The following is a 26221-nucleotide window of genomic DNA, read 5'->3' as shown; positions in this document are numbered from 1 at the left end:
ACCTTAGTGATTCGCGCCGCGGCGCCCGGACTGCACGGTCCGGGCGCCGAGGCTCGCTCTCAGGACCGGGACACGATGATCGCGGCCAGCACAAGGGCAGCGACCTCGGCCAGCAGGTCCAGGCCGCCCTCGACGTCCACGAGTTCGCCCCTCCCGATCGTCAGAGCGGCGGCAACCTTCGCGTGCCCAGGATGGCGCCTGAACTACGGCCGCCCGTGACCCCCACCCGCATGTGAGGAGCCGCCCGCGTTCTTCGAGTCGCCGTGCCCGTGCTCGGAGGGTGCGCCCGCTACGGTCGGTGCGCCGGTCGGCGCGGGTGCGGGCTGGTGGGCGCCGGAATTCCCCGGCGCGACGATCGTGGCGCAGTACGCGTCGATCGCTGCGGCGCCGCCTGCCGCCTTCTCCAGCGACGCGTACGCGACCGAGGTCGCGGCGAGGCCGCCGTGCTCGTAGGCGGTGCACAAGCCGTGTGCCGCCGGGCCGGATGCGTCGGGGCCGACCGGGACGGCGGTCGAGGTCGGGTCCGTGGTCGGTTCCGGGGTCGGCGTCGCCGTGTCCGTCGCCGAGTCGGTCGGCTCGGCCGTGGGAGGCGCCGTCGGGTCCGTCGTCGGGTCGGCGGTCGGCGCTCCGATGAGCGCGTGGGCCTCGTCCTGGAGGCCGGAGGGAAGTGCGTCCGCATAGGCGGCCGCCGTCGTCCCGCCGAGGGCGATGGTCCCGAGGGCGATGAGTCCGATCGTGAGCTTGTGGGCGGCGATGACGGAGCTGAGTGACATCCGGTTCTTCCTGACTTCCTGTCGTGGACGGACGCCGTACGGGCCCTCCCTCTCTTAATCGGCCGGATCGTCGCAAAGGTTACGCACAGCCGACACGAAAAAAAGCATCTCCTCCGCCGGCTGACGTCTCCGCACATGTCGCGAACGGAGGAGATCCGGGCGGCGGGACCTCCAAAACGCAGTGAACGGAGGAGATGCCGGGCCGTGGGGGCCGGATCTCCTCCGTTCGCGACGGGCGCGGTGGGCGCGACGAGGCGGTGGGCGAGCCGAGGGTGGGGGCCGACGGCGGGGCCTTTACCGCCGCCTACGCGACCGGGCCCTGCGCCAGGGTCACCTGCGCGGTGTGCGACGCGCCGGAGGCGTCGGTCCAGGAGATGGTCGCGCTGTCGCCCGGGTGGAGGGCGGCGAGCGCGGTCGTCAGGGCCTGCGCCGAGTCGATGGTCGTGCCGTTCACCGCGGTGATCGTGTCCCCGGCGGCCAGCCCGGCGGATTCGGCCGGGCCGCCGGAGACGACACCGGAGATGGTGGCGCCGGCGACCGAGCCGGTCACGGTCCCGGACGACCCGAAGGAGCCGTAGCCGCCCGCCGCGCTGTCACTCGACGCGACCTCCACGCCGAGGAAGGCCGGGTAGCCGATCGTGATCGTCGACGACGCCTGGCCGGACGTGATCTCCCCCGCGATGGTGAGCGCGTTCTGGATCGGGATGGCGTACCCCTCGGTCGCCCCGCCCTGCACGGCGGCGGTGTCGATGCCGATCACCTGGTCCGACGAGTTGAACAGCGGGCCGCCGGAGTCGCCGGCCTGGATGTCGGCGTCGGTCTGGATGAGGCCGTTCAGCGTCTCGGAGACCGCGGTCTGCTCGGCCTGCGTGGTGATGGTCTGGTCGAGCGCCGTCACGGAGCCGGGTGACGCGGAGGGCGTTCCTCCCGTGCCCCCTGCGTTGCCGACTCCCGTGACGGCGTCGCCCACAGCCACGTCCGCGGACGTGTCGAGGTTGGCGGTGCTGAGACCCGAGGCGTTGCTCAGCTGGAGGACGGCGATGTCGTCGGTGGCGTCGGTGCCGACCACCTTCGCGGTGTACTGGGCGCCGGTGGCGACGACGGTGACGCTGATGCTGGTCGCGTCCTCCACCACGTGGTTGTTGGTGAGGATCTCGCCGTCGGAGGTGAGCACCAGGCCGGTGCCCGCGCTCTCGGCCTGGGCGTAGGTGAGCTGCGACGTGATGTCGACCACTCCCACCTCCTCGGCGGCGGTGGCGCTCGCGAGGGTGGACGAGCCGGCGGAGGACGACGAGCCCGAGCCCGAACCCGAGCCGCCGTAGCCTCCGCTGCTCCCGGAGCCGTACCCGTACCCGCCCGAGCCGAACCCGTTGCGGCTCAGCGTGTTGTGGACGCTGCTGGACGCGGTGGAGGCCGTCGTGGCGGTCGAACCGGCGGTGTACGTCAGCGCACCGAGTCCGAACGCCGAGCCGACGGCGAGGGTCGCGGCGGCCGCGGTGGACACCACGATCACCGATCGGCGCCGGCTCCTGGGCGCGCGTGCCGGTGCGGCTGCGGTGGGCGCCGCACCGTTCTCTGCTGCTACGGGGGGAACTCCCTCGACCTCGTCCATGACTGTGGTCCTCTCGACGTCAGGCTTGATGTCGGACAGCACACCGCATGCGAGTGGGAGGCCATGATGCGCAGGTTTTGACTACGCCGGGAGAAAACTTGAGATTCCTATGAATCGGGTCACGGGCGGGTCACGCCGCGATCGGCTCACGCCACCCCGGTGACCCGGCCCCGCTCCAGCACGTAGCCCACCGCCACGGCCCCCGCGATGCAGAGCATGATCGGCGCCAGCATGTCCGGGCCCTGGTTGGTGAACTCCATGACGAGCAGCAGCGCGGTCAGCGGCGCGCGCATGGTCACCGCGAGGAAGGCTGCCGCGCCGAGCAGCGCGAAGGCCGCGAGCGGCTCGCCGGGCCAGAGCAGCTCCCAGACGCCGCCGAGAGTCAGGCCGAGCCCGGCGCCGATCGCGAACGACGGGGTCAGGGTGCCGCCGGCCGCGCCCGCTCCGATCGTGCCGACAGTCGCGGCGGTCTTGACCACGGTGGTCAGCAGGATCACTAGAACCGGCAGCGCCGCCGTCAGCGCGAGCTGGCCGAGCGAGCGGCCGTTGCCGAGGATCGCGGGCAGCCACAGCGACACCACGCCGACCGCGGCGAAGACCAGCGGCATGACGATGAGGATGCCCCACGACTTCGGGCGGTGGTCCTGGGCGAAGCGCGTCAGCCGCACGAACCCGACGGCCGCGAAGCCGATGAGCGGTCCCGCGAGGATCGCCCACACCACGATCTGCGGGCGCAGCGGGATCTGGTGCACGAGGTACAGCGGGTTGGCCGGCACCACCAGGCGGGCGACGAGCGCCGCGATCGCCGACGTGGCGAGGGCGGGCAGCACCGTCGCGAAGCTGATCTCGGCCAGGAGGATCTCGATGGCGAACACCGCGCCGCCGAACGGGACGTTGTAGACGGCGGCGAGACCGGCGCCCGCGCCGCACGCGACCAGGATGCGGCGCTCGCGGGCGCTCACGCCGGCGCGCTCCGACAGCCACGAGGCCCACCATGCCGCGAGCTCGCGCGGGGCGACCTCCCGGCCGATGGAGGCGCCGAGGCCCACGATGATCACCTGGAGGGCGGCGTTGAGGAGCGTGACGACGCCGGGCATCCTGCGCCCGTTGACCGCGGCCTCCACCGAGACGATGGCGCGCGCGGGGCTGCGGCGCCCCCAGCGGCGCAGGAAGTACCAGCCGACCGCGCCGAGGACGCCGGCGAGGACCAGCGCGACGACACGGCTCACGGGCGGGGCGTCGAGCAGCCCCTCCAGGAAGGTCCCCTCCGAGTACCCGAACGCCAGGTGCTGGATGGTGTGCAGGCCGAGGTAGACCAGCCCGCCGCCCACTCCGGCGCCGACGCCGACGAGCGCTGTGACGACGACGAGCCGGGCCAGCCAGGCGGGCGTCGCGCGCGCGGGAACGCGTCGGGAGGAGGGCACGCTCCCAGGCTACTGCCAGCCGGGCCGCGCCCCCGGCAGCCGGCTCACGGAGCCGCGAGGCCGCCGACGGTGAGGAGGTTGACGGTCGTCGTCGTGCACGCCGTGTAGTTGTCGGCCTTGACGAACAGCGACTCGGTCGACCCGGGCGGGTACACGCGGAAGCCGTCGGCCGGCTTCGGCTTGCAGTCCGCGTCGGGGTAGTTGAGAGCCTGGGTGATCTTCAGCGGCGCCTGCGCGGTGCCGCCCGGCTGCAGGACCACCGTGTCGTGCGGGGTGGTGCGGTCGAACTGGGCCGCGTTGCCGAGCTGGGTGCCGTTGCCGTCCCCTACGAACGAGACGCCCGGCCAGCCCTGCAGCGAGCACTGCGTCGAGCCGGTGTTGGTGAGGACGATGGTGACCTCCACGCTGCCCGCGGCGCCGCCTCCGCCCTTGCCGATGGCGCCGGTGAGGTTCGAGGTGGCGCACTGGCCCTGGATGGGCTGCGAGTCGCTGGTCGCGGTCGGGCGCGGTGAGGCCGAGCCCGTGCCGGACGTGGAGTCCGACGAGGCGGGGGACGCCGTCGGGCTCGCGCCCGCGGAGCAGCCGGCGAGGCCCAGCGCGAACGCCGCGGCGAGCACGACGGCGAAGGCGGGCCTGGCGATGACGGAGCGACGCGGCGAGACGGACATGCCCTATTGTCAGCACGCCGAGGCGGTCCGCCCGGCGATGACTCGCCGCCCGGCGCCGAGTTGCACTGGCAGTATGAAGGCATGAGAGCGCTCGGGAGCTGGCTGGCACGCTACTGGACGGTCTTCGTCCCCGTCATCGGCGTCGTCGTCCTGGTCGCGTTCTGGACGGTCGAACTACAGCCGGTCGCCGTCGCGCTGATCGCGGTCGTCCTCGCCGGGACCGTCCTGGCCGCCGTGCAGCACGCGGAGGTCGTCGCGCACCGGGTCGGCGAGCCGTTCGGGTCACTCGTGCTCGCCGTGGCGGTGACGATCATCGAGGTGGCGCTGATCGTGACGTTGATGACCACGGGCAAGGACTCCGCGACGCTGGCGCGCGACACGGTCTTCTCCGCCGTGATGATCACCATGAACGGCATCGTCGGCCTCAGCCTCCTGCTCAGCGCCACCCGGCGGGAGACCACCGCCTTCAACGCGCAGGGCAGCGGCGCGGCGCTCGGCACGGTGACGGCGATGGCGACGCTCACGATGGTGCTGCCGACCTTCACGGAGGCGACCCCCGGTCCGGAGTTCTCGACCGGCCAGCTCGCGTTCGCCGCGATCGCATCCGTCGCGCTGTACGGGATGTTCGTCTTCACGCAGACGTTCGCGCACCGCGACTTCTTCCTCCCGGTCTCCCCCAAGGGCACGCCGCTCACGGAGGACAGCCACGCCGACGCGCCGTCGACCCGCACGGCGCTGATCAGCGTCGGCCTGCTGCTCGTCGCGCTCGTCGCCGTCGTCGGACTGGCGAAGCTCGAGTCCACGCCGATCGAGCGCGCGGTGACCGGGATCGGCCTCCCGCAGTCGTTCGTCGGCGTGATCATCGCGCTGCTGGTGCTGCTCCCGGAGGGCATCGCCGCGTCGAAGGCCGCGCGCCGCAACCGGATGCAGACCAGCCTCAACCTGGCGCTGGGCTCGGCCATCGCGAGCATCGGCCTCACCATCCCGGCCATCGCGGTCGCATCGATCTGGCTGCCGGGGCCGCTGCACCTCGGGCTCGGCGCGAGTCAGATCGTGCTGCTGATGCTCACGGTGGTGGTCAGCATCCTGACGATCATGCCGGGGCAGGCGGCGCGCATCAAGGGCGGCATCCACCTGATCATCTTCGCGGCGTTCATCTTCCTGTCGATCGTGCCGTGACGGTGGTCCGGCGTACGCTCCGGGCATGAGCGGACGCGACCCTCGGGTGGACGCCTACCTGGCGCCGCTGCCGGCCTGGCAGCGGGAGGTCTTCGGCGAGCTGCGGGACATCCTGCACGAGGCGGACCCCGCGATGGAGGAGACGATCAAGCGCTCGGTCCAGCCGTACTTCGTGCTCGACGGCGCCGTCGCGGCGTTCCTCGCGGCGAAGGACCACGTCAACCTGTTCGTCTACGACGGCGGGATCGTGCCGGATCCGGCCGGGCTCATCACGGCGGGCCACGACAACGCGACCGCGCGCACCATCGGGTTCCGGGAGGGCGACCCGATCGACCGGGAGGCACTGCTGGCCTTCCTGCGCCGGCTCATCGCGGACAATCGCGCGGGCGGCTGGCGCAAGCTCACCGGGCGGCGCTGACCGCCGCATCCCACAGCGTCTCCGCTGCGAGCCGGGCGGCCAGGGGCGTGCCGCCGCACAGCGCGGCGCTCGCGGACGCGCCGTCGAACAGGAGCGTGAGCTGCACGGCGAGGACATACGGCGAGTCGGCGCCCGCGGCCTCGGCCTGGCGCTGGAAGTACGCGGTCAGCTCGCCCTTGAAGTGCTGCGCGACCTGCGCGGCGGGGTGGTCCCGGTCGCGCAGCTCGGTGGCGACGTTGACGAACGGGCAGCCGAAGTAGTCGCCGGCCTCCGCCGCGCGGTGGAGGGCGTCGTAGACGTGCAGAACGCGCTCGCGCGGGGTGCGGCCGTCGTCGCCCTCGCTGAAGTAGCCCGCGACCACGCGGGGGCCGTACTCCGTCAGCATGTCGGCGACGATCGCGTCCTTGCTCTCGAAGTGCTGGTAGATGGAGCGCTTGGAGACCTGGGCCTCCTGCGCCAGCCGGTCGACGCCGACCGCGTGCACGCCCTCGCGGATGAAGAGCCGGGCGGCGGCGTCCAGCACGCGCTCCCGGGGCTTGGGGCGGGGTGCGGTCGTCGTGGTCATGCGTCGATTCTAGAGGCCGGGTTGCGCAAAGTAAACCGATCTGTGTACATTGTCGGAAACCGATCAGTTTACTTTTGGAGGATCACCATGACCGATCTCACCGGACGCGTCGCCCTCGTCACCGGCGCCAACCGCGGCCTCGGGGCCGCCTTCGTCGCCGAGCTCCTGGAGCGCGGAGCGTCGAAGGTCTACGCCGCCGCCCGCCGCCCCGAGTCGGTCGACGTCACCGACCCGCGCGTCGTCCCGCTGGAGCTGGACGTGACCGACACCGAGAGCATCCGTCGCGCCGCCGAGACCGCCACCGACGTGACCGTGCTCGTCAACAACGCAGGGATCGGCGTGAACCAGTCGCTCGTCAGCGGCGACCTGGCCGAGATCCATCGCGAGTTCGACACCAACTTCTGGGGCCCGGTGCTGGTCACCCGCGCCTTCGCGCCGATCCTCGCCGCGAACGGCGGCGGCGCGATCGTCAACATGCACTCCGCCCTGAGCTGGTACGCGATCGGCTCGTACAGCGCGGGCAAGGCCGCGCTCTGGTCGGCGAGCAACTCCGCGCGCGTCGAGCTCGCGCCGCAGGGCATCCAGGTGGTCGGCGTCCACGTCGGCTACGTCGACACCGAGATGGCCGCGCACGCGGACGGCTACAAGGTGCCGCCGGCGCAGGTCGTCGCCGAGGCGCTGGACGCCGTCGCCGCCGGAGACGCGGAGGCCGTCGTCGGGGAGACCGCGCAGCAGGTGAAGTCGGTCCTCCACCAGGACGTGCGCGTGCTCTACCCCCAGCTGGCCAGGTAGGAGTCCGACGCGAAGCCGCGCGGGCGGATGCCCCACTGCGCGGTCCAGGTCTCGCCCGGCTTCACCCAGCGCAGGCCCTGGCCGGTGTTGAGCGCGTTCGCCGGGGCGGTCATCGGCTCCACGGCGAGCGCGACCTCCCCGGCCTCCTTCGTGGCGAAGGCCCGGTGCGTGAACACCTGGACGTAGGCGAAGGACGCGTCGCCCCAGAGCGTGACCGTGCGGCCGTCCGCCGCGGCGAGCACGTGCTCGGGCGAGCGGAGGTCGCCGAAGCCGTCGTTGAGGTCGAGGTCGGCGACGATCCCGCCTTCGGAGAGGTCGTACTTCGTGCCCGCGACCGGGGCCTCGCCGGTGACGTTCAGCCGGTCGTCGGTCTCGAACCGGGTGCCGGCGTGGACGGTCAGGGTGAGCTGGGTGGCCGGGACGTCGCCGATGCGCAGGTACGGGTGCGCGCCGATGGCGACCGGAGCGCTCCGCTCGCCGCGGTTCGTCACGGTGTGGGTGACCGTCAGGCCCTCCGTGTCGAGCTCGTGCGTGACGGTGGTGTCGAGGACGAATGGGTAGCCGGGCTCCGGGTAGATCGTCGCCGCCTGCGTCACCGCCGAGTCGGAGCGCTCGACCACCGTGTACGGCCGGTAGCGCAGGAGGCCGTGCGAGGCGTTGCCGAGCGAGGGCTCGGTGATTGCGAGCCGCTGGGGGACGCCGTCCAGCTCCCAGACGCCGTCCTTCACCCGGTTCGGCCACGGCATCAGCACGATGCCGTCGGCCGAGGGCGGGGTGGAGTCCTCCGGGAACGGCTCCAGGATGTCCGCTCCCCCGTACCGGAGGGTGCGGAGGCCGGCCGCCACCTGCGTGACGGTGGCGGTCAGGTCGCCGAACTCGAGCTCGTACTGTTCTCCGGTCGGTGCGCGCATGGCAACAGCGTATTCCTCAGGCGACGGTCACCGGCAAGCCCGCTTCGCGCAGCGACCGCACGGCGTCGGCGGCGGACTCGCCGGTGAGGAGGCCGGCCACGTCCTCCAGCGCGGCGATGCGGCCGACGTGCGTGCGGCCGAGCTTGGAGCCGTCGGCGACGACCAGCGCGCGGCCGGACGATGCCACCATGACGCGCTTGAGGTCGGCCTCCGGGAGGTTCACGTTGGTGATCCCGCCGACGGGGTCGACGCCCGTGCAGCCGATGAAGGCGAGGTCGGCGTGCACGCGCTCCAGGAGGACGGAGGCCAGCGGCTCGACCAGCGAGTGCTGCAGCGGCCGCAGCGTGCCGCCGGTGACGACCACCTGGAAGCGCGGGATGGCGCGCTCCAATTCGAGCGCGATGGTGAGGCCGTTGGTGATGACCGTGACGTCCTCCAGGTCGTCGCGGTCGGCGAGGGCCCGCGCGATCGCGGCGGTGGTGGTGCCGACGTCGAGGAGGACGCTGCTGCCGGACTCGACCAGCGCCGCCGCGGCCGCGCCGATCCTCCGCTTCTCCTCGGCGGACGACTCCAGCGCCTCCTCGAAGCTCGCCTCGCGCGTCCCGGCGCCGCGCAGCACCGCCCCGCCGTGGACGCGGCGGATGCTCTGCTGCGCGTCGAGGGCGTCGAGGTCGGAGCGCACGGTGACGTCGGAGACCTGGAAGGCCTCGCTCAGCTCGGCGACGCGGACGAAGCCGGCACGGCCGATGAGGTCGAGCATCCGCTCGCGGCGGAGGGCGGCGGGCAGCGGTTCGCTCATACCGGCAATGCTCCTGCGCTTGCGTTTACTTGTCAATCCGCAAGTCAATCGGTACATTTGCTTTCGGAAACGAAAGGTAAGCATGGCCGCCATCACGAAGCGCCCGCACCGCCTGTCCGACGGTCGCGACCTCATCTACTACGACGACCCGGACTCCGCGCTCGACCCGGACCGCGCGCCCGACCTGCGCGAGCCCGCGCCGCGGCCGGCCACGGCGACCATGCGCCAGGACCCGCTGACCGGCGACTGGGTCTCCATCGCCGCCGCCCGGCAGAACCGCGTCATGCTCCCGCCCGCCGAGCTGGACCCGCTTGCGCCGGCCACGCCGGGCAACCCGTCCGAGATCCCGAGCCTGTACGACGTCGCAGTCTTCGAGAACAAGTCGCCGTCCTTCGGGCCGCTGCTGGAGGACGCGAACCAGCCGGAGGGGCTCGACGACCTCACCGCGGTCGGGCTGGAGCGCACCCGCACCTCGGTGGGCCGCTGCGAGGTCGTCTGCTTCAGCCCCGCCACCACGGGGTCGTTCGGCAGCCTCACGCCGACGCGCGCCCGCACCGTCATCGAGGCGTGGGCCGACCGCACCGCGGCGCTCTCCGCCCTCCCCAACGTGCGCCAGGTCTTCCCGTTCGAGAACCGCGGGGAGGCCATCGGCGTCACCCTCCACCACCCGCACGGGCAGATCTACGCCTACCCGTACATCACCCCACGAACCAGCGCCCTCATCCGGTCGCTGGAGAGCTACGGGCCGACGCTGTTCGCCGACATCCTGGAGCGCGAGCGCGCGTCGGAGCGGGTCATCCTCGCCGGCGAGCACTGGACGGCTTTCGTACCGTTCGCCGCGCGCTGGCCGATCGAGATCCACGTGCTGCCGCACCGCCACATCCCCGACCTCGCCGCCACCTCGGACGCCGAGCGCGACGAGCTCGCCACCCTCTACCTCCGCGTGCTGCGCGGCGTGGACGCGCTCTACGACTCCCCCACGCCGTACATCGCGGCCTGGCACCAGGCGCCCGTCCACGCGCACCGCGACGACATCCGGCTCATGCTCCAGCTGACCTCGCCTCGCCGCGCCGCGGATAAGCTGAAGTTCCTGGCCGGCTCCGAGTCCGCGATGGGCGCGTGGATCGGCGACATCCCGCCCGAGCAGGCCGCGGCCGCGCTCCGGGAGGCCGTCGCCCGCGCCGACCGCGAGAACCCGGTGGGCGAGCTGCCCGCCGGGATCGCCGGGCTCGTCACCGTGCCGGCCACCGCCTCCACCCCCGCTTCCACCCCCGAAGGAAAGATCCCCGCATGACCGACCTGCGCACCGGCGTCCGCGACGACTTCGTCTCGATCTTCGGCCGGGAGCCCGACGGCGTCTGGTCGAGCCCCGGCCGGGTGAACCTCATCGGCGAGCACACCGACTACAACCTCGGCTTCGTGCTGCCGTTCGCGATCAACCGCCGCACCGTCGCCGCCCTCGGGCTGCGCGACGACCGCACCGTGCGGGTCGGCAGCACGTTCGCGGACGAGCTGGTGGAGATCGACCTCGACCGACTCTCCCCCGACGCGCTCGACGGCTGGTCGGCCTACCCGCTCGGCGTCGCCTGGGCGCTGGGCGAGTTCGGCGCCGACCTCGCGGCCGTCCCCGGATTCGACCTCCTGCTCGACTCGAACGTGCCGGTCGGCGCGGGCCTGTCGTCGTCCGCGGCGATCGAGGGCGCGACCGCGCTCGCGCTCAACGACGTGTGGCGGCTGGGACTCGACCGCCAGACCCTGGCCCGCGTCGGCCAGCGCAGCGAGAACATCGTCGTCGGCGCCCCGACCGGGATCATGGACCAGTCCGCGTCGCTGCTCGGCCAGCCGGACTCCGCGGTGTTCCTGGATTGCCGCTCGCTCGAGTCGCAGATCGTGCCGCTCGGGCTGGAGGAGGCCGGCCTCGCCGTCCTCATCGTGGACACCGGCGTCACCCACGCGCACGCGACCGGCGGCTACGCCGAGCGGAGGGCGTCGTGCGAGGCCGGAGCCGCGGCCCTCGGGGTCGCGTCGCTGCGCGACGTGAGCGTGGACGACCTCCCGCGCGCCCGCGAGCTGCTGGACGACGTGACCTTCCGCCGGGTGCGGCACGTCGTCACCGAGGACCAGCGCGTCCTCGACACCGTCCGCCTCCTGCGCGAGAGCGGCCCGACGGCGATCGGCGACCTGCTCGACGCCTCGCACGTCTCCATGCGCGACGACTTCGAGATCTCGGTCCCGGAGCTCGACCTCGCGGTCGAGACGGCGCAGGCGAACGGCGCGATCGGCGCACGGATGACCGGCGGCGGCTTCGGCGGCTCGGCGATCGCGCTCGTGCCGGTCGACGCGCTCAGCCGTGTGCAGGTCGCGCTCGACGGGGCCTTCGCCGAGCACGGTTTCGGCTCTCCGGAGGTGTTCACGGTGAACGCGTCGGAGGGCTCGCGGCGGGAGAGCTGAGCCGCGTTCATCCGCGCGTCACCGGCCTCCGCCAGAATGGGACGATGAGCGAACCGGAGATCACCTGGCTGAGCCCCGACACGGTCCAGCTCCGCCAGCCCAAGTCGTCGCACTGGGAGGCGCCGTTCCTGTTCCTGCTGTTCGGGCGGGAGCGCGCGCTGCTCATCGACACCGGGGCGACGAACGACGAGCAGGTGTTCCCGCTCCGGGCGGCGGTCGACGCGCTCACCGAGGAGTGGCTGCGCCGCAACCCGGCTGTCTTCACCCGGCCGTATCCGCTCGTCGTGGCGCACAGCCACGCGCACCGCGACCACATCGCCGGGGACCCGCTGCTGGCCGGGCGGCCGGGGACGACCGTGGTCGGGACCACGCCCGCGCAGGTGATCTCGTTCTTCGGCTTCCGCTCGTGGCCGGACGAGACGGTGGAGTTCCCGCTCGGGCGCCGCATCGTCGACGTAATCGGCGGCCCGGGCCACGAGCCCTCCGCTGTGGCGTTCTTCGATCGCGAGACCGGCATCCTGTTCAGCGGCGACACGGTGCTGCCGGGCCACCTTTATGTGCGCGACCGGGCGCAGTACCGGGCGACGATCGAGCGGCTGATCCGCTTCCGGGACGCGCCGACCGCGCCGGTGCGCGAGCTGCGCGGCGCGCACGTCGAGATGTCGGGCACGCCCGGCGTGATCTACCCGCCGGGGACGCTCGACCAGCCGGACGAGCTGCCGCTCCCGCTGCCGCCGCGCATCCTCGACCGGGTGCTCTCGGCGCTGGACGAGTTCCGCGGCGACCCCGGCGAGCGGCTCGTCCGCCGCCGGTTCGTCGTCGCCGCCGACTGACCGCCCCCGCCCCTCCACCCGCCCGCCGCCGAGGGGCACGTCGTTGTCACTTTTTCGCCCCAAAAGCGACAACAACGTGCCCCTCGGCGGTGCGGACGCGCGCTCTAGGGTGGTGGGTATGACGATCATCACGCTCACGGACGGCTCAACCCCCAGCGTCGCGGACGACGCCTTCGTGGCCGCCGGCGCCGTGCTCGCGGGACGCGTGCGGCTGCTCGCCGGCTCCAGCGTCTGGTACAACGCGGTGCTGCGGGCGGAGGCGGAGGACATCGTCCTCGGCGAGCGCAGCAACCTCCAGGACAACGTGTCCTGCCACGTCGACCACGGCTACCCGCTGACCATCGGCGCTGACGTGTCGGTCGGCCACAACGCGGTGCTGCACGGCTGCACGATCGAGGACGGCGTGCTGGTCGGGATGCACGCGACGGTGCTCAACGGCGCGGTCGTCGGCGCGGGCTCGCTGCTCGCTGCCGGGACGGTCGTCCTGGAGGGCGCCGTCATCCCGCCCGGGTCGCTGGTCGCGGGGGTCCCCGGCAAGGTGCGCCGCGAGCTCACCGACGAGGAGCGCGCCGGCATCCTCCGCAACGCGGAGGCCTACCTGCAACACGTCACCGAGCACCCCACACCCTGATCCTGCCGCCGAGGGGCACGTAAACGCCCTAAAAACGCGGTTTTGGGGGCGTTTACGTGCCCCTCGGCGGGGTCAGGACTCCGTGGGGGTGGGCTCGACGGGGCCGGGCTCGCCGCCGGTGATGCGGACGAGCTCGGCGAAGGTCGTCGGGAAGACCGTGTGCGCGTGGCCGGCCGCGGCCCAGACCTCGGGGTAACCCGCGAGCGCGACGTCCACGACGGTGCGCAGGCGCTCCGGGTGGCCGAGCGGCGCGACGCCGCCGATGGTCTGGCCCGTCGCCGCCTTCACCGTCTCGGCGTCGGCTCGGCGAATGCGGCCGCCCAGCCGTTCGCCCAGGAACGCGGTGTCGACACGGTGCGCGCCCGACGTCATCACCAGCAGCGGCTCGCCGTCGATCGTGAAGACCAGGGAGTTGGCGATCGCTCCGATCTCCACGCCCAGCTCGGCCGCGGCCGAGACCGCGGTCGGGGTCGCGGACTCGAACCAGCGCACGCGGGGTTCGATCCCGGCCTCCTGCAGCGCCGCCTCCACCCGCTCGACCGCGGGATGCGTGCGGTCCTCCGCGGTCATGCCAGCGCCCGCTCCGCGGACTCCACCACGTTCTGCAGCAGCAGCGCGCGGGTCATCGGGCCGACGCCGCCCGGGTTCGGCGAGACCCACGCGGCGACCTCTGCCACATCGTCCGCCACGTCGCCCGCGACCTTGCTCTTGCCGGTGACCGGGTCCTCCACGCGGCTCACGCCGACGTCGAGGACGATGGCGCCCGGCTTGACGTTGTCGGCGGTCACGAGGCCCGCGACGCCCGCGGCCGCGACGATCACGTCGGCGCTGCGCAGGATGCCGTCCAGGTCGACCGTGCCGGTGTGGGTGAGGGTCACGGTGGCGTTGTACTCGCGGCGAGTGAGCAGCGAGCCGATCGCGCGGCCCACGGTCACGCCGCGGCCGACGACCACGACGTGCTTGCCGTTCAGCTCGATCCCGTGCCGCAGCATCAGCTCGATGACGCCGCGCGGCGTGCATGGCAGCGGGGTGGTGATCGGGCGGTTGACGTTGAGGACCAGGCGGCCGAGGTTCGTCGGGTGGAGGCCGTCGGCGTCCTTGGCGGGGTCGACCAGCTCCAAGATCGCGTCGGTGTCGAGGTGCGACGGCAGCGGGAGCTGCACGATGAAGCCGGTGCAGTCCGGGTCGTCGTTGAGGTCCTCGATCACCGCCTCCAGCTCGGCCTGCGAGATGTCGGCGGGCAGGTCGCGGCGGATGGAGGCGATACCGACCTCCGCGCAGTCGCGGTGCTTGCCCGCGACGTACCACTGCGAGCCCGGGTCGTCGCCGACCAGGATCGTGCCGAGCCCGGGCACGACGCCCTGCTCGCGCAGCCGCGCCACGCGCTCCTTGAGCTCCGCCTTGATCTCGCCTGCTGTCGCCTTGCCATCCAGAATCTTCGCCGTCACGCCGGCCTCCACACTCGTTACCAACCGTCGAGTACGCGGATAATCCGCGTACTCGACGGTTTCTAGCTGAATATTCGCGTACTCGGCGGTTAGATCGAGGACGGGAGCTCGACCGGGAAGCCCTCCTGGCCGGAGGGGGTGAGGCCGGGGTAGAGCGGGAACGCGGCGGTGAGGGCGTCGACGCGGGCGCGCAGGGCCTTGGTGTCGGCGCCGGGGCGCAGCGCGAGGGCGATGATGTCGGCCACCTCGGTGAACTCGGTGTCGCCGAAGCCGCGGGTCGCGAGCGCGGGCGTCCCGATCCGGAGGCCGGAGGTCACCATCGGCGGGCGCGGGTCGAACGGCACCGCGTTGCGGTTGACGGTGATGCCGACCTCGTGGAGGACGTCCTCCGCCTGCTGGCCGTCGAGCTCCGAGTGGCGGAGGTCGGCGAGCACGAGGTGCACGTCGGTGCCGCCGGTGAGGACGTCGACGCCCACTGCCTTCGAGTCCTCGGCGGTGAGGCGCTCGGCGAGCAGCTTGGCGCCGCGGACGGTGCGCTCCTGACGGTCCTTGAACTCCTCGGTCGCGGCGAGCTTGAACGCGGTCGCCTTGGCGGCGATCACGTGCATGAGCGGGCCGCCCTGCTGGCCGGGGAACACGTTGGAGTTGAGCTTCTTCGCAAGCTCCATGTCGCGGCTGAGGATGAAGCCGGAGCGCGGGCCGCCGATGGTCTTGTGCACGGTCGAGCTGACGACGTCCGCGTACGGCACGGGCGACGGGTGGATGCCCGCGGCCACGAGGCCGGCGAAGTGCGCCATGTCCACCCAGAGCTTCGCGCCCACCTCGTCCGCGATCTCGCGGAACGCGGCGAAGTCGAGCTGGCGCGGGTACGCCGACCAGCCGGCGATGATGACCTGCGGCTTGTGCTCGATGGCCTTGTCGCGCACGACGTTCATGTCGACGGTGAAGGACTCCGGGTCGACGCCGTAGGCGACCGCGTTGTAGAGCTTGCCGGAGAAGTTGAGCTTCATCCCGTGGGTCAGGTGGCCGCCGTGGGCGAGCTCCAGGCCGAGGATGGTGTCGCCGGGGGTGGCGATGGCCGACAGGACGGCCGCGTTCGCGGACGCGCCGGAGTGCGGCTGGACATTGGCGTACTCGGCGCCGAACAGGCTCTTGGCCCGGTCGATCGCCAGCTGCTCGGCGATGTCGACGTACTCGCAGCCGCCGTAGTAGCGGCGCCCCGGGTAGCCCTCGGCGTACTTGTTCGTCAGCACCGAGCCGACGGCTTCGAGAACGGCGCGCGGCACGAAGTTCTCCGAGGCGATCATCTCGAGGTAGTCGCGCTGGCGGCCGAGCTCGAGCTGCAGCACCTCCGCGATTTCGGGATCGACCTCCGCCAGCGGGGCGGTGAAGGTGGACGGAAGGGTGTCGGTCACTATCGGCTCCTTGAAAGCAGGGATGGACAATCGTTGTGCATCGACCCAGGCGCGCGGCCGAATCCATCCGTTCGTTCGAGGTAACCGTTGTCGCTCCCCGATGGTGACCATCTGAGCGCCAGTCGCGACGTGAGCAAGCATAGCAAAGGGGCGTCGAACAGGCCCGTGCTCATCCGCTGGAGGCCTTGCTGATCAGTTAGGACGGCTGCGATACTCGCTGATGGCCGTCCCGCGGGTGGGCAGCGTCGGCCGAACCCCGAGAATCCCCTGACGTGGTTAGGAACAGCCGTGGTCGTGCCTCGCCCCGCCCAGTTCGAGAACACGGGCGACGCGCCCTTCACGCTCCTCCCCGGCGCCAGGATCATCGTCGCGGGGCCGGGGGCCGACGCGGTCGGCCGGCTGCTGCACGTCGAGCTCGCGACGGACTGCCGGCGCGAGTTGGCGGTGGTCCACGAGCCTCCGGCGTTCGGGGACATCGCGATCGTGATCGCGGACGACGAGGGGCCGGCCGGGCACCCGGCGGAGGGCTACACGCTGGAGGTCGCGGCCGAGGGCGTGCGGATCGGCGCGGCCACCGCGGCGGGCGCGTTCTGGGGCGTCCAGACGCTGCGCCAGCTCGTCCCGGCCGAGTGCGAGGGCGACGCGCTCACGGTCGACGCGGTCCGGATCAGCGACCACCCGCGCTTCGCCTACCGCGGCGCGATGCTGGACGTCGCGCGGCACTTCTTCCCGGTCGCGGACGTCAAGCGGTTCATCGACGCGATCGTCCTGCTGAAAGTCAACCACCTCCATCTCCACCTGACCGACGATCAGGGCTGGCGCGTCGAGATCGCCGCGTGGCCGGACCTGACGCGCATCGGCGGCTCCACGGGCAGCGACGGCAGCCGGGGCGGCTACTACACCGCGGACGACTACCGCGCGCTGGTCGCCTACGCGGCGGAGCGGCACGTCACGATCGTCCCCGAGCTCGACATGCCGGGGCACACGAACGCGGCGCTCGCCTCCTACCCCGAGCTCAACCCGGACGGCGTCGCGCCCGCGCTCTACACCGGGTCGGAGGTCGGCTTCAGCAGCCTGCGGACGGGTGACCCGGTCACGGACGGCTTCGTGCGCGACGTGATCCGTGAGGTCGCGGCCCTCACGCCCGGCCCGTACCTCCACATCGGCGGCGACGAGTGCCTCAGCACCCCGGAGGCCGATTTCGAGGCCTTCGTGCGGCGGGCGGCGCAGCTCGTCGCCGAGGCCGGCAAGATCCCGGTCGGCTGGCACGAGATGGGCCGCGCGGCGGGACTCCCCGAGGGGACGGTCGGGCAGTACTGGTCGTTCCGCGTTCCGCGCGGCGATGCGGCCGAGGAGACGCTGGCGTTCGTCCGCGGCGGCGGCGCCGTGATCATGTCCCCGGCCGACGTCGCCTATCTCGACATCGTGTACGAGGAGGGCGACCCGATCGGTCAGGACTGGGCCGACGGCCCGACGGATCTTCGAAGCGCGTACCAGTGGGACCCCGCGCGGATCGTGCCGGGGCTGGGCGACGCGCACATCCTCGGCGTCGAGGCTCCGGTGTGGACGGAGACGATCGCGACGATCGAGGAGGTCGAGCGGATGGCGTTCCCCCGGCTCGCGGCCGTCGCCGAGATCGGCTGGTCGGCGGCTCCCGCGGACACGGCCGAGGTCGTGTCGACGCGCGACTTCGACGACTTCGCGGCCAGGGTGGCGCGGCTGGCCGAGCACTGGGACGCGCTGGGGACGTCGTACCGCCGGGTCGCAGAGGTGCTGTGGCCGGAGGACGCGGCGAGCTGAGGTCCGCGCCCGACGGGTCCGCGGTCCTGTGTGCGCACGCGAAGGGAGCCGGTGACCCATTGGGGCCACCGGCTCCTCTCATTCGGCGAGCGTCAGACTCACCGGGTCGCGATCATCACGCGGCAGCGGTCTCCGCGCTGCGACGGCGACGACGGACGATCAGCAGGACGACGCCCGCGCCGACCAGGAGAGCGGCCGAGCCGGCGATGCCTGCGACCGCGATGTCCGAACCGGTCATCGCGAGGCCGCCGTTGCCGCCGGAGCCACCGCCCGTGCCGGTGCCGGCGCCGTTGTTCGAGCCGTTGCCGTTGCCGTTGCCGTTGCCGTTTCCGTTGTCGCCGTCACCGCCGTCGCCCGGGGGGACCACCGCGTTCGCGACGGTGATCTCGAACGACTCCCAGACCGTGCCGTCGGCACGGAGCACCTGGTAGGTGTAGCTGTCGCCCGCCTGGGACGGGATGACGAACGCGAACGTGTGCGAGCCGTCGTCCTCGGCCGTCGCGTCGAACTGCCCGACCGTCCCCGCGACCGGGGCTGTGCGCAGCGATGCCCTCGTTGCGGTGTGCCCGTTCAGGCCGCTGAGGGTGTGCGTCAGTGCCTCGCCCGCCGTGTAGGTGCTCGTCGGGGCGGTGTAGGTGACCGTCTCGCCCGGGGCGGCGGAATACTTGTCGAGCGAGCCGTGCACCTCACCGCCCGGCGGGTAGTCCGCGTGGGCTGCCGCCGCGGGCGCGAGCGCCAGCGCCAGGGCGACGAGGCCGCCGAAAATCTTCTTCTTCATGGGTTCTCCTTCGTAGGGGATGGGTGTCACTGGCCGACCGGAGCGGTTCGGTCAGCCACAGGTCCCGGGCTCGGCGAAGTGCTCGAACTCGGTGGCGGTGGGGGTCGCGACGACGCGGTCGACGGTCGGCGACCGGCTGGGCAGGGCAGTGAACTCGGCGACGACGACCGACACGGCCCCCGGGGCGAGGTCGACCTGGACGACGGACACGGGATGGCCGTCGATCACCCGGGAGAGGGCCGTGACCTCCGCGCCGTCGACCGTCACGCGTTGCGGACGGAGGCTGTCGGTCGCGGCGAACTGCACCATGGTCCGGATGTGCCCTGCCGGGAGCTCCGGGACGCCGTAGCCGGTCACGACCCAGGGGTACGAGGCGATGTCCGCCGGCGCCGTCGAGGCGAGCGTCGCGGTGGCCGTGACGGTGCTGCCGGCCTTCGCCGTGCCCTTCTTCGCTGTGTCCTTCTTCCCGGTGTCCTTCGTCGCCGGGGCGTGGCAGGTGGCGGTGACGGAGCCTTCGAGGTAGCTGTCCATCTTGCCGGCGGTCCCGTCGGCCAGGAACACCCCCACGGGCGCACCGCGGTCGGTGAGCTGAGCGAGCGGTCCGGCCAGCGGGCCGCCCGCGATCTCGTGCTGCAGCGCGGTATCGGCGAACCAGAGCGAGATGCGGCCCTCGTCCACGGCCGTGCCCAGCGCCTTCAGCACCGGGACGGTGCCGGTCCCCGCGCCGAAGAGCTTGTCGAACATGGCGCGCGTGAGCTCGCCGAAGAACACGTCCTGGTCGTCGCGGCTCTCGATCTCGACGTAGACGTCCCGCAGCAGGACGCGGGAGGCGTTCTCGCTGTTCAGCTCGCGGCCGGCGACGGTGATCGGGCCGGTCGCCGCCAGCAGCAGCCCGATGGTCGCGGTGTCGATCGAGACCACCCCGTCGAGCTCCTGGCCGAGGGCCGCCCGCCAGTGGGCGGCCGTGAGCTCGCCGCTCCGAACGAAGTCGGGCGTGAGGTTGACGTTCTGGATGTACTCGCCGAGCTGGGGCCCGAACAGCGCGCGCTCCTCCGGACTCGCCGCGAGCCCAGCCCCCTCGGCGGGGTTGAGCTGATCGGGGACGAGCTGCCGGCCCAGCTCGATGCGCCCTCCGTCGGCGGTCAGCTCCGAGATGGCCCCCGCGATCCCGCCGGTCGTCCGGAGCTCGGCGTTGTTGTTGAACAGCAGCGCGTAGTTCTTCGCACCGCCCGCGCCGATCGCGGCCGGGAGGACGCGTGCGGCGACCGAGAGCGAGGAGACGGTCCGGTGGAGGCCGTCGACCAGGCCCTCGGCCTCCCGGACGCCGGAGGCCAGCGGCGGCACGAGCGGGCCGCCCGCGGCCTCACGCAGCGTCGTGCGGCCGCGTTCGAGCGCGCGCTCCGCCGCGCGGAGGTGGTCCGCCGTGCCGGCGACGGCGTCGGTGTCGACCGTCCGGTCCGCGAGCGACACGGCGGTCTCCAGCGTGGCGAGGTCGGCGACCACGGGCGCCAGCCCACCGTCGACGGTCTCGTGGAGCGCTTCGACGGTGAGCCGGTACGAACGGAGGTTGGCCCCGGCGAACGGGACGTACTCGGACGCGCGCCAGACGACATCGCCCGTCAGACCCTTGGCGTCGTCCAGGCGGTCGCCCACCGCCCGGAGCCGGTCGGCGCGGGAGGCGGCCGAAACCGGGTCTGCGGCGACCGCGGCGACGGTCGCCGTGGCCTCGGCGCGCGCTGTCGACACGTGACCGTAGGAGATGGCCGCTCTGATGCCCACCCAGGCGGCGCAGGCCACGACGACGACGGCGACGGCGGCGAGCGAGATCAGCACGACACGCGTGACGCGTGCGCGCTCGGCCGCTCTCGCACGGCGGCGCGATCGACCGCTCATAGGCCCCCGACTCCCTTTCGACATCGGGACCCATGTTCTCGTCGGTACCGCGGCGGCCCACCGTCGATCCAGTGATTTACGTGCGGATCGGTCGAGGTTCCGTGCTACTCACCCGACCTTGCGTGGAGCGCCTTACATCTTGCGTATTACCGTGGGGCTGCAGCAGTTCACCCACGCCCCCTGGAGCCAGCCGATGATCGTTCCCCGCGCCGCGGACTCCGCTCCGCTCGCCGGCAGGGACCGCGTCCTGACGCTCGTGCGCGAGCTCCTGTTCTCCAGCGACGCGGACGTCGACCTCGTCGGTCCGCGCCTGAGCGGGCGCTCGACCGTCGTCGACGCGGTGGCCTCCTCCGCGGCCGACGCGCGCAGGACCGTCGTGCGCGTGAACGGCGTCCGGTCGCTGCGCGAGAGCCCGCTCGCCGCCCTCCACGCGGCCGGGATCGGGTTGCCGACGTCCCCGGAGCGCCGCACGGCATCCGCCCTCCAGCAGGCGATCGACGCACTGACGACTGCGATCGGGTCCGGCGCGGCCGCGCTCCTGGTGGACGACGCCGACCTCCTCGACGACGCGTCCACCGGCGCGATCGACGCCGTGCGCCGCGCGACCCGCACGCCGCTGCTGCGCACCCGCGCCCGGCGGGACGAGGGGCCGTCCACGGCGTACGTGGTGGAGGTCGTGCCGCTCGACTACGAGGAGCTCCGGTCGGCCGTCGCGGAGCGCCTCGGCGGTCCCGTCGACGCGAGCGCGATGAGTCGCGTGTACGCGCTGTGCGGCGGCAACGTGGGCCTCGCTCTCGCGCTCGCGGAGCTCGCGGTGCTGGAGGGCCGGCTGGTCCGGGGCTCGGGTGTGTGGTCCGCGACCGGGGAGCTGTGGAGCAGAGCGCTCCGCGGCGCCCTCGACGCCCAGCTCTCCGGACTCGGTCCGGCCGAGCGCGTCGCACTGGAGAGAATCGCCGTGACCGGCGTGGGCGACGTCGCGTCGACGCGCGGGCTGGTCGACCCCGCCGCCCTGGAAGGGCTCGCCGCGGCGGGCGTCCTCCGGATCGTGCCGCACCGCGGACGCCGGCTCATCGCCCTCGATCCCCCGGTCCTCGCCGATCATCTCCGCGACCGCGCGCAGGTGGACGCCCCGCCCACCGACGCCGCGTTCGTGCAGCTCGTGCACGCGGCGGCCGACTCCCGCCACGAGGAGGCGTCACGGGCCTGGTGCGCGGCCCCGTCGCCGGCGTCCGCGCTCGCCCTCGCCCACGCCCTGATGGCCGACACGGGGATGGCGCCGGGCGCGGCCGCCGAGCTCGACCGGCTGCTGGCGGCGTCGGCCGGCCTGCCGGGCGACCCGCTGGACACGGCCGAGCTCGCCGTGCTCCGCGCGCGTCGGTCGGTGGCCGCCGGCGTCGGGCTCGCGGAGGCCCTCGCGGCGCTCCGGGCGGAGGTCGCCGGACTCGGCCCCTTCGCACGGCTCGCGGACGCCGCCGCCGTGATGCTCGCCGTCGAGGTCGGGGCCGAGCCGGCCGTTCCCGAGGAGCGCCTGCGCGACGACCGCGACCTGCCGCCTCTCGTGCGGGTGCGGCTGCTGGAGGCCGCCCGGGCCGTCGCCCTCCGCTGCGGGCGCTTCGAGGATGCCGTGCGTCTCCTCGACGAGCTCGCCAGCGTGCCCGGCGCGTCGACGCCCGTGCGCGACGCGGCGGCACACGCCTACGCGCTCCTCGGTGTGGGGCGGCACGCGGAGGCCGTCGCCTGGGCCGAACGCGGTGCCGCGTCGGCACGCGACCGGCTCGACGCCGGAGCGGTCCGTGCGCACAGCGTCGCCCTCGGGCTGTGCCACCTGGTCGCCGACCGCCCGGCCGACGCCGCCGACGCGCTCACCACGGCGTCGGCACTCGGCACGCCCGCTGTGCCCGGCGCTGCCGTCCAGGTCGCGCTCCACGTCCTCACCGCCGTCATCGCCGTGCGCCGGGGCGACACCGCGTTCGCCGAGCGCGTCCGCGACGAACTCGCCGCCGCGCTGCCGTCGTCCTCGGACGGAGGCCCGCTGTCCGCGGTCGGCGCGGGCGTGTACTGGATCGACGCCCAGCTCGCCGCGGGCAGGGGACGGCCGGACGAGGCCGCCGAGCTGCTCCGCCGGCTGGCCTCGGCCCTCGCGACGAACGGAGAGCTGCCCACGGCCGCGCTCGCACTGCTGACGTCGCTCGAACACGCGATCGACGACGCCGGGCTCGCGGAGGCACGCGCCCTCCTCGATCGTCAGCAGTCCGAGCTCCACGACGCGCACCTCGCGTTCGTCGTGGCCCGGGCAGCGCCCGACTCCGCGGACCTGGACGCGCTCGCGGAGCGGCTCGCCTCGACCGGACGGGCCGGGCCGGGCGCCGCGCTCCGCCCCGCCGGCGACGGCTCCGACGGCGGCGGGTTCTTCTCGACGCCGATTGCGCTGACGGATCGGGAGCGCGAGATCACACGGCTCGTGGCGACGGGACTCAGCAACCCGGAGATCGCGTCCCGCCTCGTCCTCAGCGTCCGCACCGTCGAGAGTCACGTCAGCCGGGTGATGCGCAAGACCTCGGCGACCAACCGAGGCGAACTCGTCGCCCTCGCCCTCCGGCTCGCGCCGTGAGCGAGGTCAGGTCACGGGTAGCCCACGAACCACAACAGCACGAGCGCCACGGGCTGCAGCGCGATCCCCGCCGCCAGCACGATCGTCCTGGCACGACGGTTCCGGGTCAGCCCCGGCGCGCCGGCGAGCGGGGCCAGCGGCATGAGCAGCCGGAAGAGGCTCTGCTGCGGCAGGAAGACCGCGAACAGGTAGAGCGCGTAGCTGGCCGCGTACGCGACCACCTCGGTGCCGAGCGCACGGATGCCCGGCCGGTTCAGCAGCCACGCGTAGCCGCCGATCGCCGCGACGACGAGGAGGGCGCCTGCGACACTCGCGTACCGCCAGGTGAACAGGAACCACGGCGTCAGCGGCACGAAGGCGACCCGTCCGATGAAGCCCGTCCACCAGGACAGCTCGGTCTCCACGTACGCCCCTGGCGTCCCGGTGACGGTGGCCGCGATCAGCGGCCAGGCCAGCCCCGCCACAGCGGTCACCGCACCGGCGACGATCATCGCCACGCGCTCCCGGACGCCGAAGGCCTCCTCTCCCCGGCGCGCCCGCAGCGCGCGGATCACGTACACGATTCCGAGGGTGAGCGGGAGGGCGAGCTCTCCCGGACGGGTGAACGCGGCCGCGACCCCGAACGGGATGACGGTCCAGTACCGCCGCGCCATCGTCGCCAGCAGGGCCGCGAACAGCAGGAGGAAGAACAGGCTCTCGGCGTAGGCGATCTGCAGCACGAACGAGAGCGGGCCGAAACAGAAGAACACGGCCGCCCAGAGCCCGCTGACCGGGCCGACACGCGACGCCACGACCCGGTAGAGCACGAGGCTGGCCGCCGCACCGCAGAGCACCGCGACCAGCACGCCCGCCGCCGGGAACCCGAGCCCGGTCGCGGACATGAGCGCGCGCACGATCAGCGGGTACAGCGGCAGGAACGCCCACTCGTTCTGCTGCACGTCGCCGTCGGCGTCGACAGGCAGAGTCGTCGGATAGCCGTGCTCGACGATGCGCCAGTAATACGAGGCGTCCCAGGTGCCCGCGAAGCCGAGGAAAGTCGGGTGCGTCTGCGGGCTGCCGCCCTCCCAGTGCATCGCGCCGGCGACGAGGTACAGCGCCAGCATGAGCAGCGTCGTCAGCACCCGGGAGGCCGCATAGACGCCGAGCACACCGGCCCACCACGGCATCCGCCAGCGGAACAGCCGCACATGGGCGGCCTCGGTCACGGGCCCGACGGGATCCGCCGGGTGCAGCGAACTCGTGATACCGGCCGTCATCGTCTCGATGCTACCCCGCGCCGATGCAGTGGTGCATCGGGTGCGTCGGGGCGCCCGCGTCGCGCCACACGCACGGGCGCCCCAGCTCGGGATGGCGGCCGCCGCCGCTACTTGACGCTGCCCGCCGTGAGACCTCCGACCAGGCGCTTCTCGATCAGCGCGAACAGGATGACCACCGGGATGATCGCGACGACCGACACTGCGAACACGTACTGCCAGGCCGCGTCGTACTGGCCGACGAACTTGGTCAGCGCAACCGAGAGCGGCTGGTTGGCGTCCGTGGACAGGATGACGAGGCTCGCCGCGAACTCGTTCCAGGAGGCGACGAACGTGTAGATGATCGCCGTGACGATGCCCGGCCAGACCAGCGGGAGCTGGACCCGCAGCAGCACCGTCCACTTCCCCGCACCGTCGAGCTGGGCGGCCTCATCGACCTCCTTGGGCACGCCCGCGAAGAACGTGTGCATGATCCAGATCGCGAACGCCAGGTTGAACGCCGCGTTGACCAGGATCATCGCCAGCCAGGTGTCGTTGATCCCGAGCGCCACCATCTCCTTGAACAGGCCGGTCGCCAGCACGGTCGGTTGCAGCATCTGCGTGACGATCACCAGGAAGAGGAACACCCCGCGGCCCGGGAACCGGAACCGCGCCGTGTAGTACGCGGCCGGGACACAGACCAACAGCACGAGCACCGTCGCGAACACCGAGATGACGATGGTCGAGATCAGGTTGAGCGGCAACGGGGTCTCCGGGGTCGACCACATCGTGAGGTAGTTCTCCGGATGCCACGTCGTCGGGAGGTAGGTCGGCGGGACCGTGAGGATGTTGTCCCTGCTCTTGAACGAGCCGACCAGCATGATCAGGTACGGCGCGATGAAGACCAGGGCGATGACGACGCCCGCGATCACCTTGCCGGCGACGCGCCAGGTGAAGCCGGAGCGCGGGCGGCGGCGGGGCGCGGCGGCGCGCGCGGGCGCTCCGGCGAGCGCGACGGGGGCTGGCGCGGTCACGAGACCTCCTTCATCGGCTTCACGATCCACAGGTAGAGCGCCACGACCACCAGCACGATCAGGAAGTTGATCACGCTGAGCGCGCTCGACAGGTCGATGCGCTGCTCGTTCTGCAGCAGCTTGAACACGTAGGTGGTGGTCGTGTCGGCCTTGTAGCCGGGGATCGTCCCGGTCATCAGCTTGAGGATCGGCAGCGAGTTGAAGACGTTGATGATGTTGATCAGGCTGGCAAGCGCGATCGCGGGCCGCAGGTTGGGCAGCGTCACCCCGAAGTAGGAGCGCATCGCTCCCGCGCCGTCGACCTTCGCGGCCTCCAGCATGTCGCCCGGGATGCCGGCGAGCCCGGCCAGGATCGTGTAGGTCGTGAACGGCAGTGACACGAACACCGCGATCGCGATGGACGACAGGAACGCCGGCACCGGCTCCTTGGTGAAGCCGAACGGCTGCGCGAGCACGTGGATGTCGACCAGGAACTTGTTGATGATCCCGTAGAACGGGTCGAGCCCGTAGACGAAGACCGTCGTCGTCATGACCACGCTCGCCGCCCACGGGACGATGATCGCCATCCGCACCCAGCGCCGGCCGGGGAAGTTCTTGTCGAGGAACTGCGCCAGCGCCAGCGAGATCACCACGGTGACGACCACCACCGAGACGACCCAGATGACCGTGTTGAGGAGGATGCCCGGGATCTCCGGGCGCGAGAGCACCGTGAGGTAGTTCTGCAGGCCGACCGATCCGTGGTCGACGCCGGCGACCGAGATCTTCCGCGTCGAGTTGAAGATCATGTAGCCCGCGGGGAACAGCACGATGCCGAAGATGAGAATGAGCGCCGGCAGCGTCCAGGGCACGGCGTTCCACAGCGTGGTGGAGTTGCCGTGCCCGGCGCGAGGCGCCCCGCGGCGGGGACGGCCGGTGGCCGCCCCCGTCGTGGTCGTTTCGATGGTCGAGCTCATG

The 26221-nt window shown here is 72.5% G+C and carries 24 protein-coding genes; 9 read left to right on the top strand and 15 right to left on the bottom strand.

Features of this window, described 5'->3' with window-relative positions:
* Positions 1–203: 203 nt before the first annotated feature.
* The 4 genes from ABCS02_RS03245 to ABCS02_RS03230 form a co-directional block, all read right to left on the bottom strand.
* Positions 204–773, bottom strand: coding sequence for a protein tyrosine phosphatase (locus ABCS02_RS03245; protein WP_345834165.1), 570 nt, complete (start codon positions 771–773; stop codon positions 204–206).
* A gap of 304 nt (positions 774–1077) precedes the next feature.
* Positions 1078–2277, bottom strand: a complete 1200-nt coding sequence (locus ABCS02_RS03240) for a trypsin-like peptidase domain-containing protein (RefSeq protein WP_345834164.1) — start codon at positions 2275–2277, stop codon at positions 1078–1080.
* Between the two features lie 254 nt (positions 2278–2531).
* Complete coding sequence (locus ABCS02_RS03235) at positions 2532–3809, bottom strand: chloride channel protein (RefSeq protein ID WP_345834163.1); 1278 nt, start codon at positions 3807–3809, stop codon at positions 2532–2534.
* 44 nt (positions 3810–3853) lie between these two features.
* Positions 3854–4477 carry a DUF4232 domain-containing protein gene (locus ABCS02_RS03230; protein WP_345834162.1) on the bottom strand — a complete coding sequence of 208 codons (624 nt, stop codon included), beginning with the start codon at positions 4475–4477 and terminating at the stop codon, positions 3854–3856.
* Between the two features lie 81 nt (positions 4478–4558).
* Here ABCS02_RS03230 and ABCS02_RS03225 point away from each other — a divergent pair, with 81 nt between their 5' ends.
* Complete coding sequence (locus tag ABCS02_RS03225) at positions 4559–5656, top strand: ionic transporter y4hA (RefSeq protein WP_345834161.1); 1098 nt, start codon at positions 4559–4561, stop codon at positions 5654–5656.
* Positions 5657–5681: 25 nt separating this feature from the next.
* Positions 5682–6074: a DUF1801 domain-containing protein gene (locus ABCS02_RS03220; RefSeq protein WP_345834160.1), complete on the top strand. Its 393-nt coding sequence runs from the start codon at positions 5682–5684 to the stop codon at positions 6072–6074.
* Here ABCS02_RS03220 and ABCS02_RS03215 read toward each other — a convergent pair.
* A complete protein-coding gene (locus ABCS02_RS03215; RefSeq protein WP_345834159.1) occupies positions 6058–6639 on the bottom strand; it encodes a TetR/AcrR family transcriptional regulator in 582 nt (193 codons plus the stop codon). The genes ABCS02_RS03220 and ABCS02_RS03215 overlap by 17 nt on opposite strands.
* An 87-nt stretch (positions 6640–6726) precedes the next feature.
* Between ABCS02_RS03215 and ABCS02_RS03210 the strand changes: the two genes are divergently transcribed.
* On the top strand, positions 6727–7431 hold the full coding sequence (locus ABCS02_RS03210) for an SDR family oxidoreductase (protein ID WP_345834158.1): 705 nt from the start codon (positions 6727–6729) through the stop codon (positions 7429–7431).
* On the opposite strand, the gene ABCS02_RS03205 is transcribed toward ABCS02_RS03210, so the two are convergent.
* Positions 7410–8342, bottom strand: coding sequence for an aldose 1-epimerase family protein (locus tag ABCS02_RS03205; RefSeq protein ID WP_345834157.1), 933 nt, complete (start codon positions 8340–8342; stop codon positions 7410–7412). The genes ABCS02_RS03210 and ABCS02_RS03205 overlap by 22 nt on opposite strands.
* 16 nt (positions 8343–8358) lie before the next feature.
* Positions 8359–9141 carry a DeoR/GlpR family DNA-binding transcription regulator gene (locus ABCS02_RS03200; RefSeq protein ID WP_345834156.1) on the bottom strand — a complete coding sequence of 261 codons (783 nt, stop codon included), beginning with the start codon at positions 9139–9141 and terminating at the stop codon, positions 8359–8361.
* Positions 9142–9223: 82 nt separating this feature from the next.
* Here ABCS02_RS03200 and galT point away from each other — a divergent pair, with 82 nt between their 5' ends.
* The 4 genes from galT to ABCS02_RS03180 all read left to right on the top strand — a co-directional run bounded on the left by galT (position 9224) and on the right by ABCS02_RS03180 (position 13056).
* A complete protein-coding gene (galT, locus tag ABCS02_RS03195; protein ID WP_345834155.1) occupies positions 9224–10435 on the top strand; it encodes a galactose-1-phosphate uridylyltransferase in 1212 nt (403 codons plus the stop codon).
* Entirely contained in the window at positions 10432–11592 is a 1161-nt protein-coding gene (gene galK / locus ABCS02_RS03190; protein WP_345834154.1) for a galactokinase, read from the top strand. Before galT ends, galK begins: the two co-directional genes overlap by 4 nt.
* A 44-nt stretch (positions 11593–11636) precedes the next feature.
* Positions 11637–12425 carry an MBL fold metallo-hydrolase gene (locus ABCS02_RS03185; RefSeq protein WP_345834153.1) on the top strand — a complete coding sequence of 263 codons (789 nt, stop codon included), beginning with the start codon at positions 11637–11639 and terminating at the stop codon, positions 12423–12425.
* 118 nt (positions 12426–12543) lie between these two features.
* On the top strand, positions 12544–13056 hold the full coding sequence (locus ABCS02_RS03180; RefSeq protein ID WP_345834152.1) for a gamma carbonic anhydrase family protein: 513 nt from the start codon (positions 12544–12546) through the stop codon (positions 13054–13056).
* Between the two features lie 72 nt (positions 13057–13128).
* Here the strand turns inward: ABCS02_RS03180 and ABCS02_RS03175 are convergent, their stop codons facing one another.
* The 3 genes from ABCS02_RS03175 to glyA all read right to left on the bottom strand — a co-directional run bounded on the left by ABCS02_RS03175 (position 13129) and on the right by glyA (position 15919).
* Positions 13129–13626: a YbaK/EbsC family protein gene (locus tag ABCS02_RS03175; protein WP_345834151.1), complete on the bottom strand. Its 498-nt coding sequence runs from the start codon at positions 13624–13626 to the stop codon at positions 13129–13131.
* Complete coding sequence (locus tag ABCS02_RS03170) at positions 13623–14504, bottom strand: bifunctional methylenetetrahydrofolate dehydrogenase/methenyltetrahydrofolate cyclohydrolase (RefSeq protein ID WP_345834150.1); 882 nt, start codon at positions 14502–14504, stop codon at positions 13623–13625. Before ABCS02_RS03170 ends, ABCS02_RS03175 begins: the two co-directional genes overlap by 4 nt.
* Before the next feature lie 89 nt (positions 14505–14593).
* Entirely contained in the window at positions 14594–15919 is a 1326-nt protein-coding gene (glyA, locus tag ABCS02_RS03165) for a serine hydroxymethyltransferase (protein WP_345834149.1), read from the bottom strand.
* A gap of 288 nt (positions 15920–16207) precedes the next feature.
* Here glyA and ABCS02_RS03160 point away from each other — a divergent pair, with 288 nt between their 5' ends.
* On the top strand, positions 16208–17719 hold the full coding sequence (locus tag ABCS02_RS03160; protein WP_345834148.1) for a family 20 glycosylhydrolase: 1512 nt from the start codon (positions 16208–16210) through the stop codon (positions 17717–17719).
* A 115-nt stretch (positions 17720–17834) separates the two neighbouring features.
* Here ABCS02_RS03160 and ABCS02_RS03155 read toward each other — a convergent pair whose 3' ends face one another.
* The gene (locus ABCS02_RS03155; protein WP_345834147.1) at positions 17835–18497 is read right to left on the bottom strand and encodes a hypothetical protein; all 663 of its coding nucleotides are present in this window, start codon (positions 18495–18497) and stop codon (positions 17835–17837) included.
* A 51-nt stretch (positions 18498–18548) separates the two neighbouring features.
* On the bottom strand, positions 18549–20390 hold the full coding sequence (locus tag ABCS02_RS03150) for a DUF4012 domain-containing protein (RefSeq protein WP_345834146.1): 1842 nt from the start codon (positions 20388–20390) through the stop codon (positions 18549–18551).
* 151 nt (positions 20391–20541) lie between these two features.
* On the opposite strand from ABCS02_RS03150, the gene ABCS02_RS03145 reads away from it, so the two are divergent.
* Positions 20542–23001, top strand: coding sequence for a helix-turn-helix transcriptional regulator (locus ABCS02_RS03145; RefSeq protein WP_345834145.1), 2460 nt, complete (start codon positions 20542–20544; stop codon positions 22999–23001).
* An 11-nt stretch (positions 23002–23012) separates the two neighbouring features.
* Here ABCS02_RS03145 and ABCS02_RS03140 read toward each other — a convergent pair whose 3' ends face one another.
* The 3 genes from ABCS02_RS03140 to ABCS02_RS03130 form a co-directional block, all read right to left on the bottom strand.
* Positions 23013–24257, bottom strand: a complete 1245-nt coding sequence (locus ABCS02_RS03140; RefSeq protein WP_345834144.1) for a mannosyltransferase family protein — start codon at positions 24255–24257, stop codon at positions 23013–23015.
* 107 nt (positions 24258–24364) lie between these two features.
* Positions 24365–25267, bottom strand: coding sequence for a carbohydrate ABC transporter permease (locus tag ABCS02_RS03135; RefSeq protein WP_345834143.1), 903 nt, complete (start codon positions 25265–25267; stop codon positions 24365–24367).
* Positions 25264–26220, bottom strand: coding sequence for a sugar ABC transporter permease (locus ABCS02_RS03130; protein ID WP_345834142.1), 957 nt, complete (start codon positions 26218–26220; stop codon positions 25264–25266). The genes ABCS02_RS03135 and ABCS02_RS03130 overlap by 4 nt, the downstream gene beginning before the upstream one ends.
* Position 26221: the final 1 nt, after the last annotated feature.

The sequence above is a fragment of the Microbacterium sp. X-17 genome, assembly GCF_039615055.1.
Note: the sequence above shows the minus strand (reverse complement) of the source record. Positions and strands in the feature narration are given on the sequence as shown.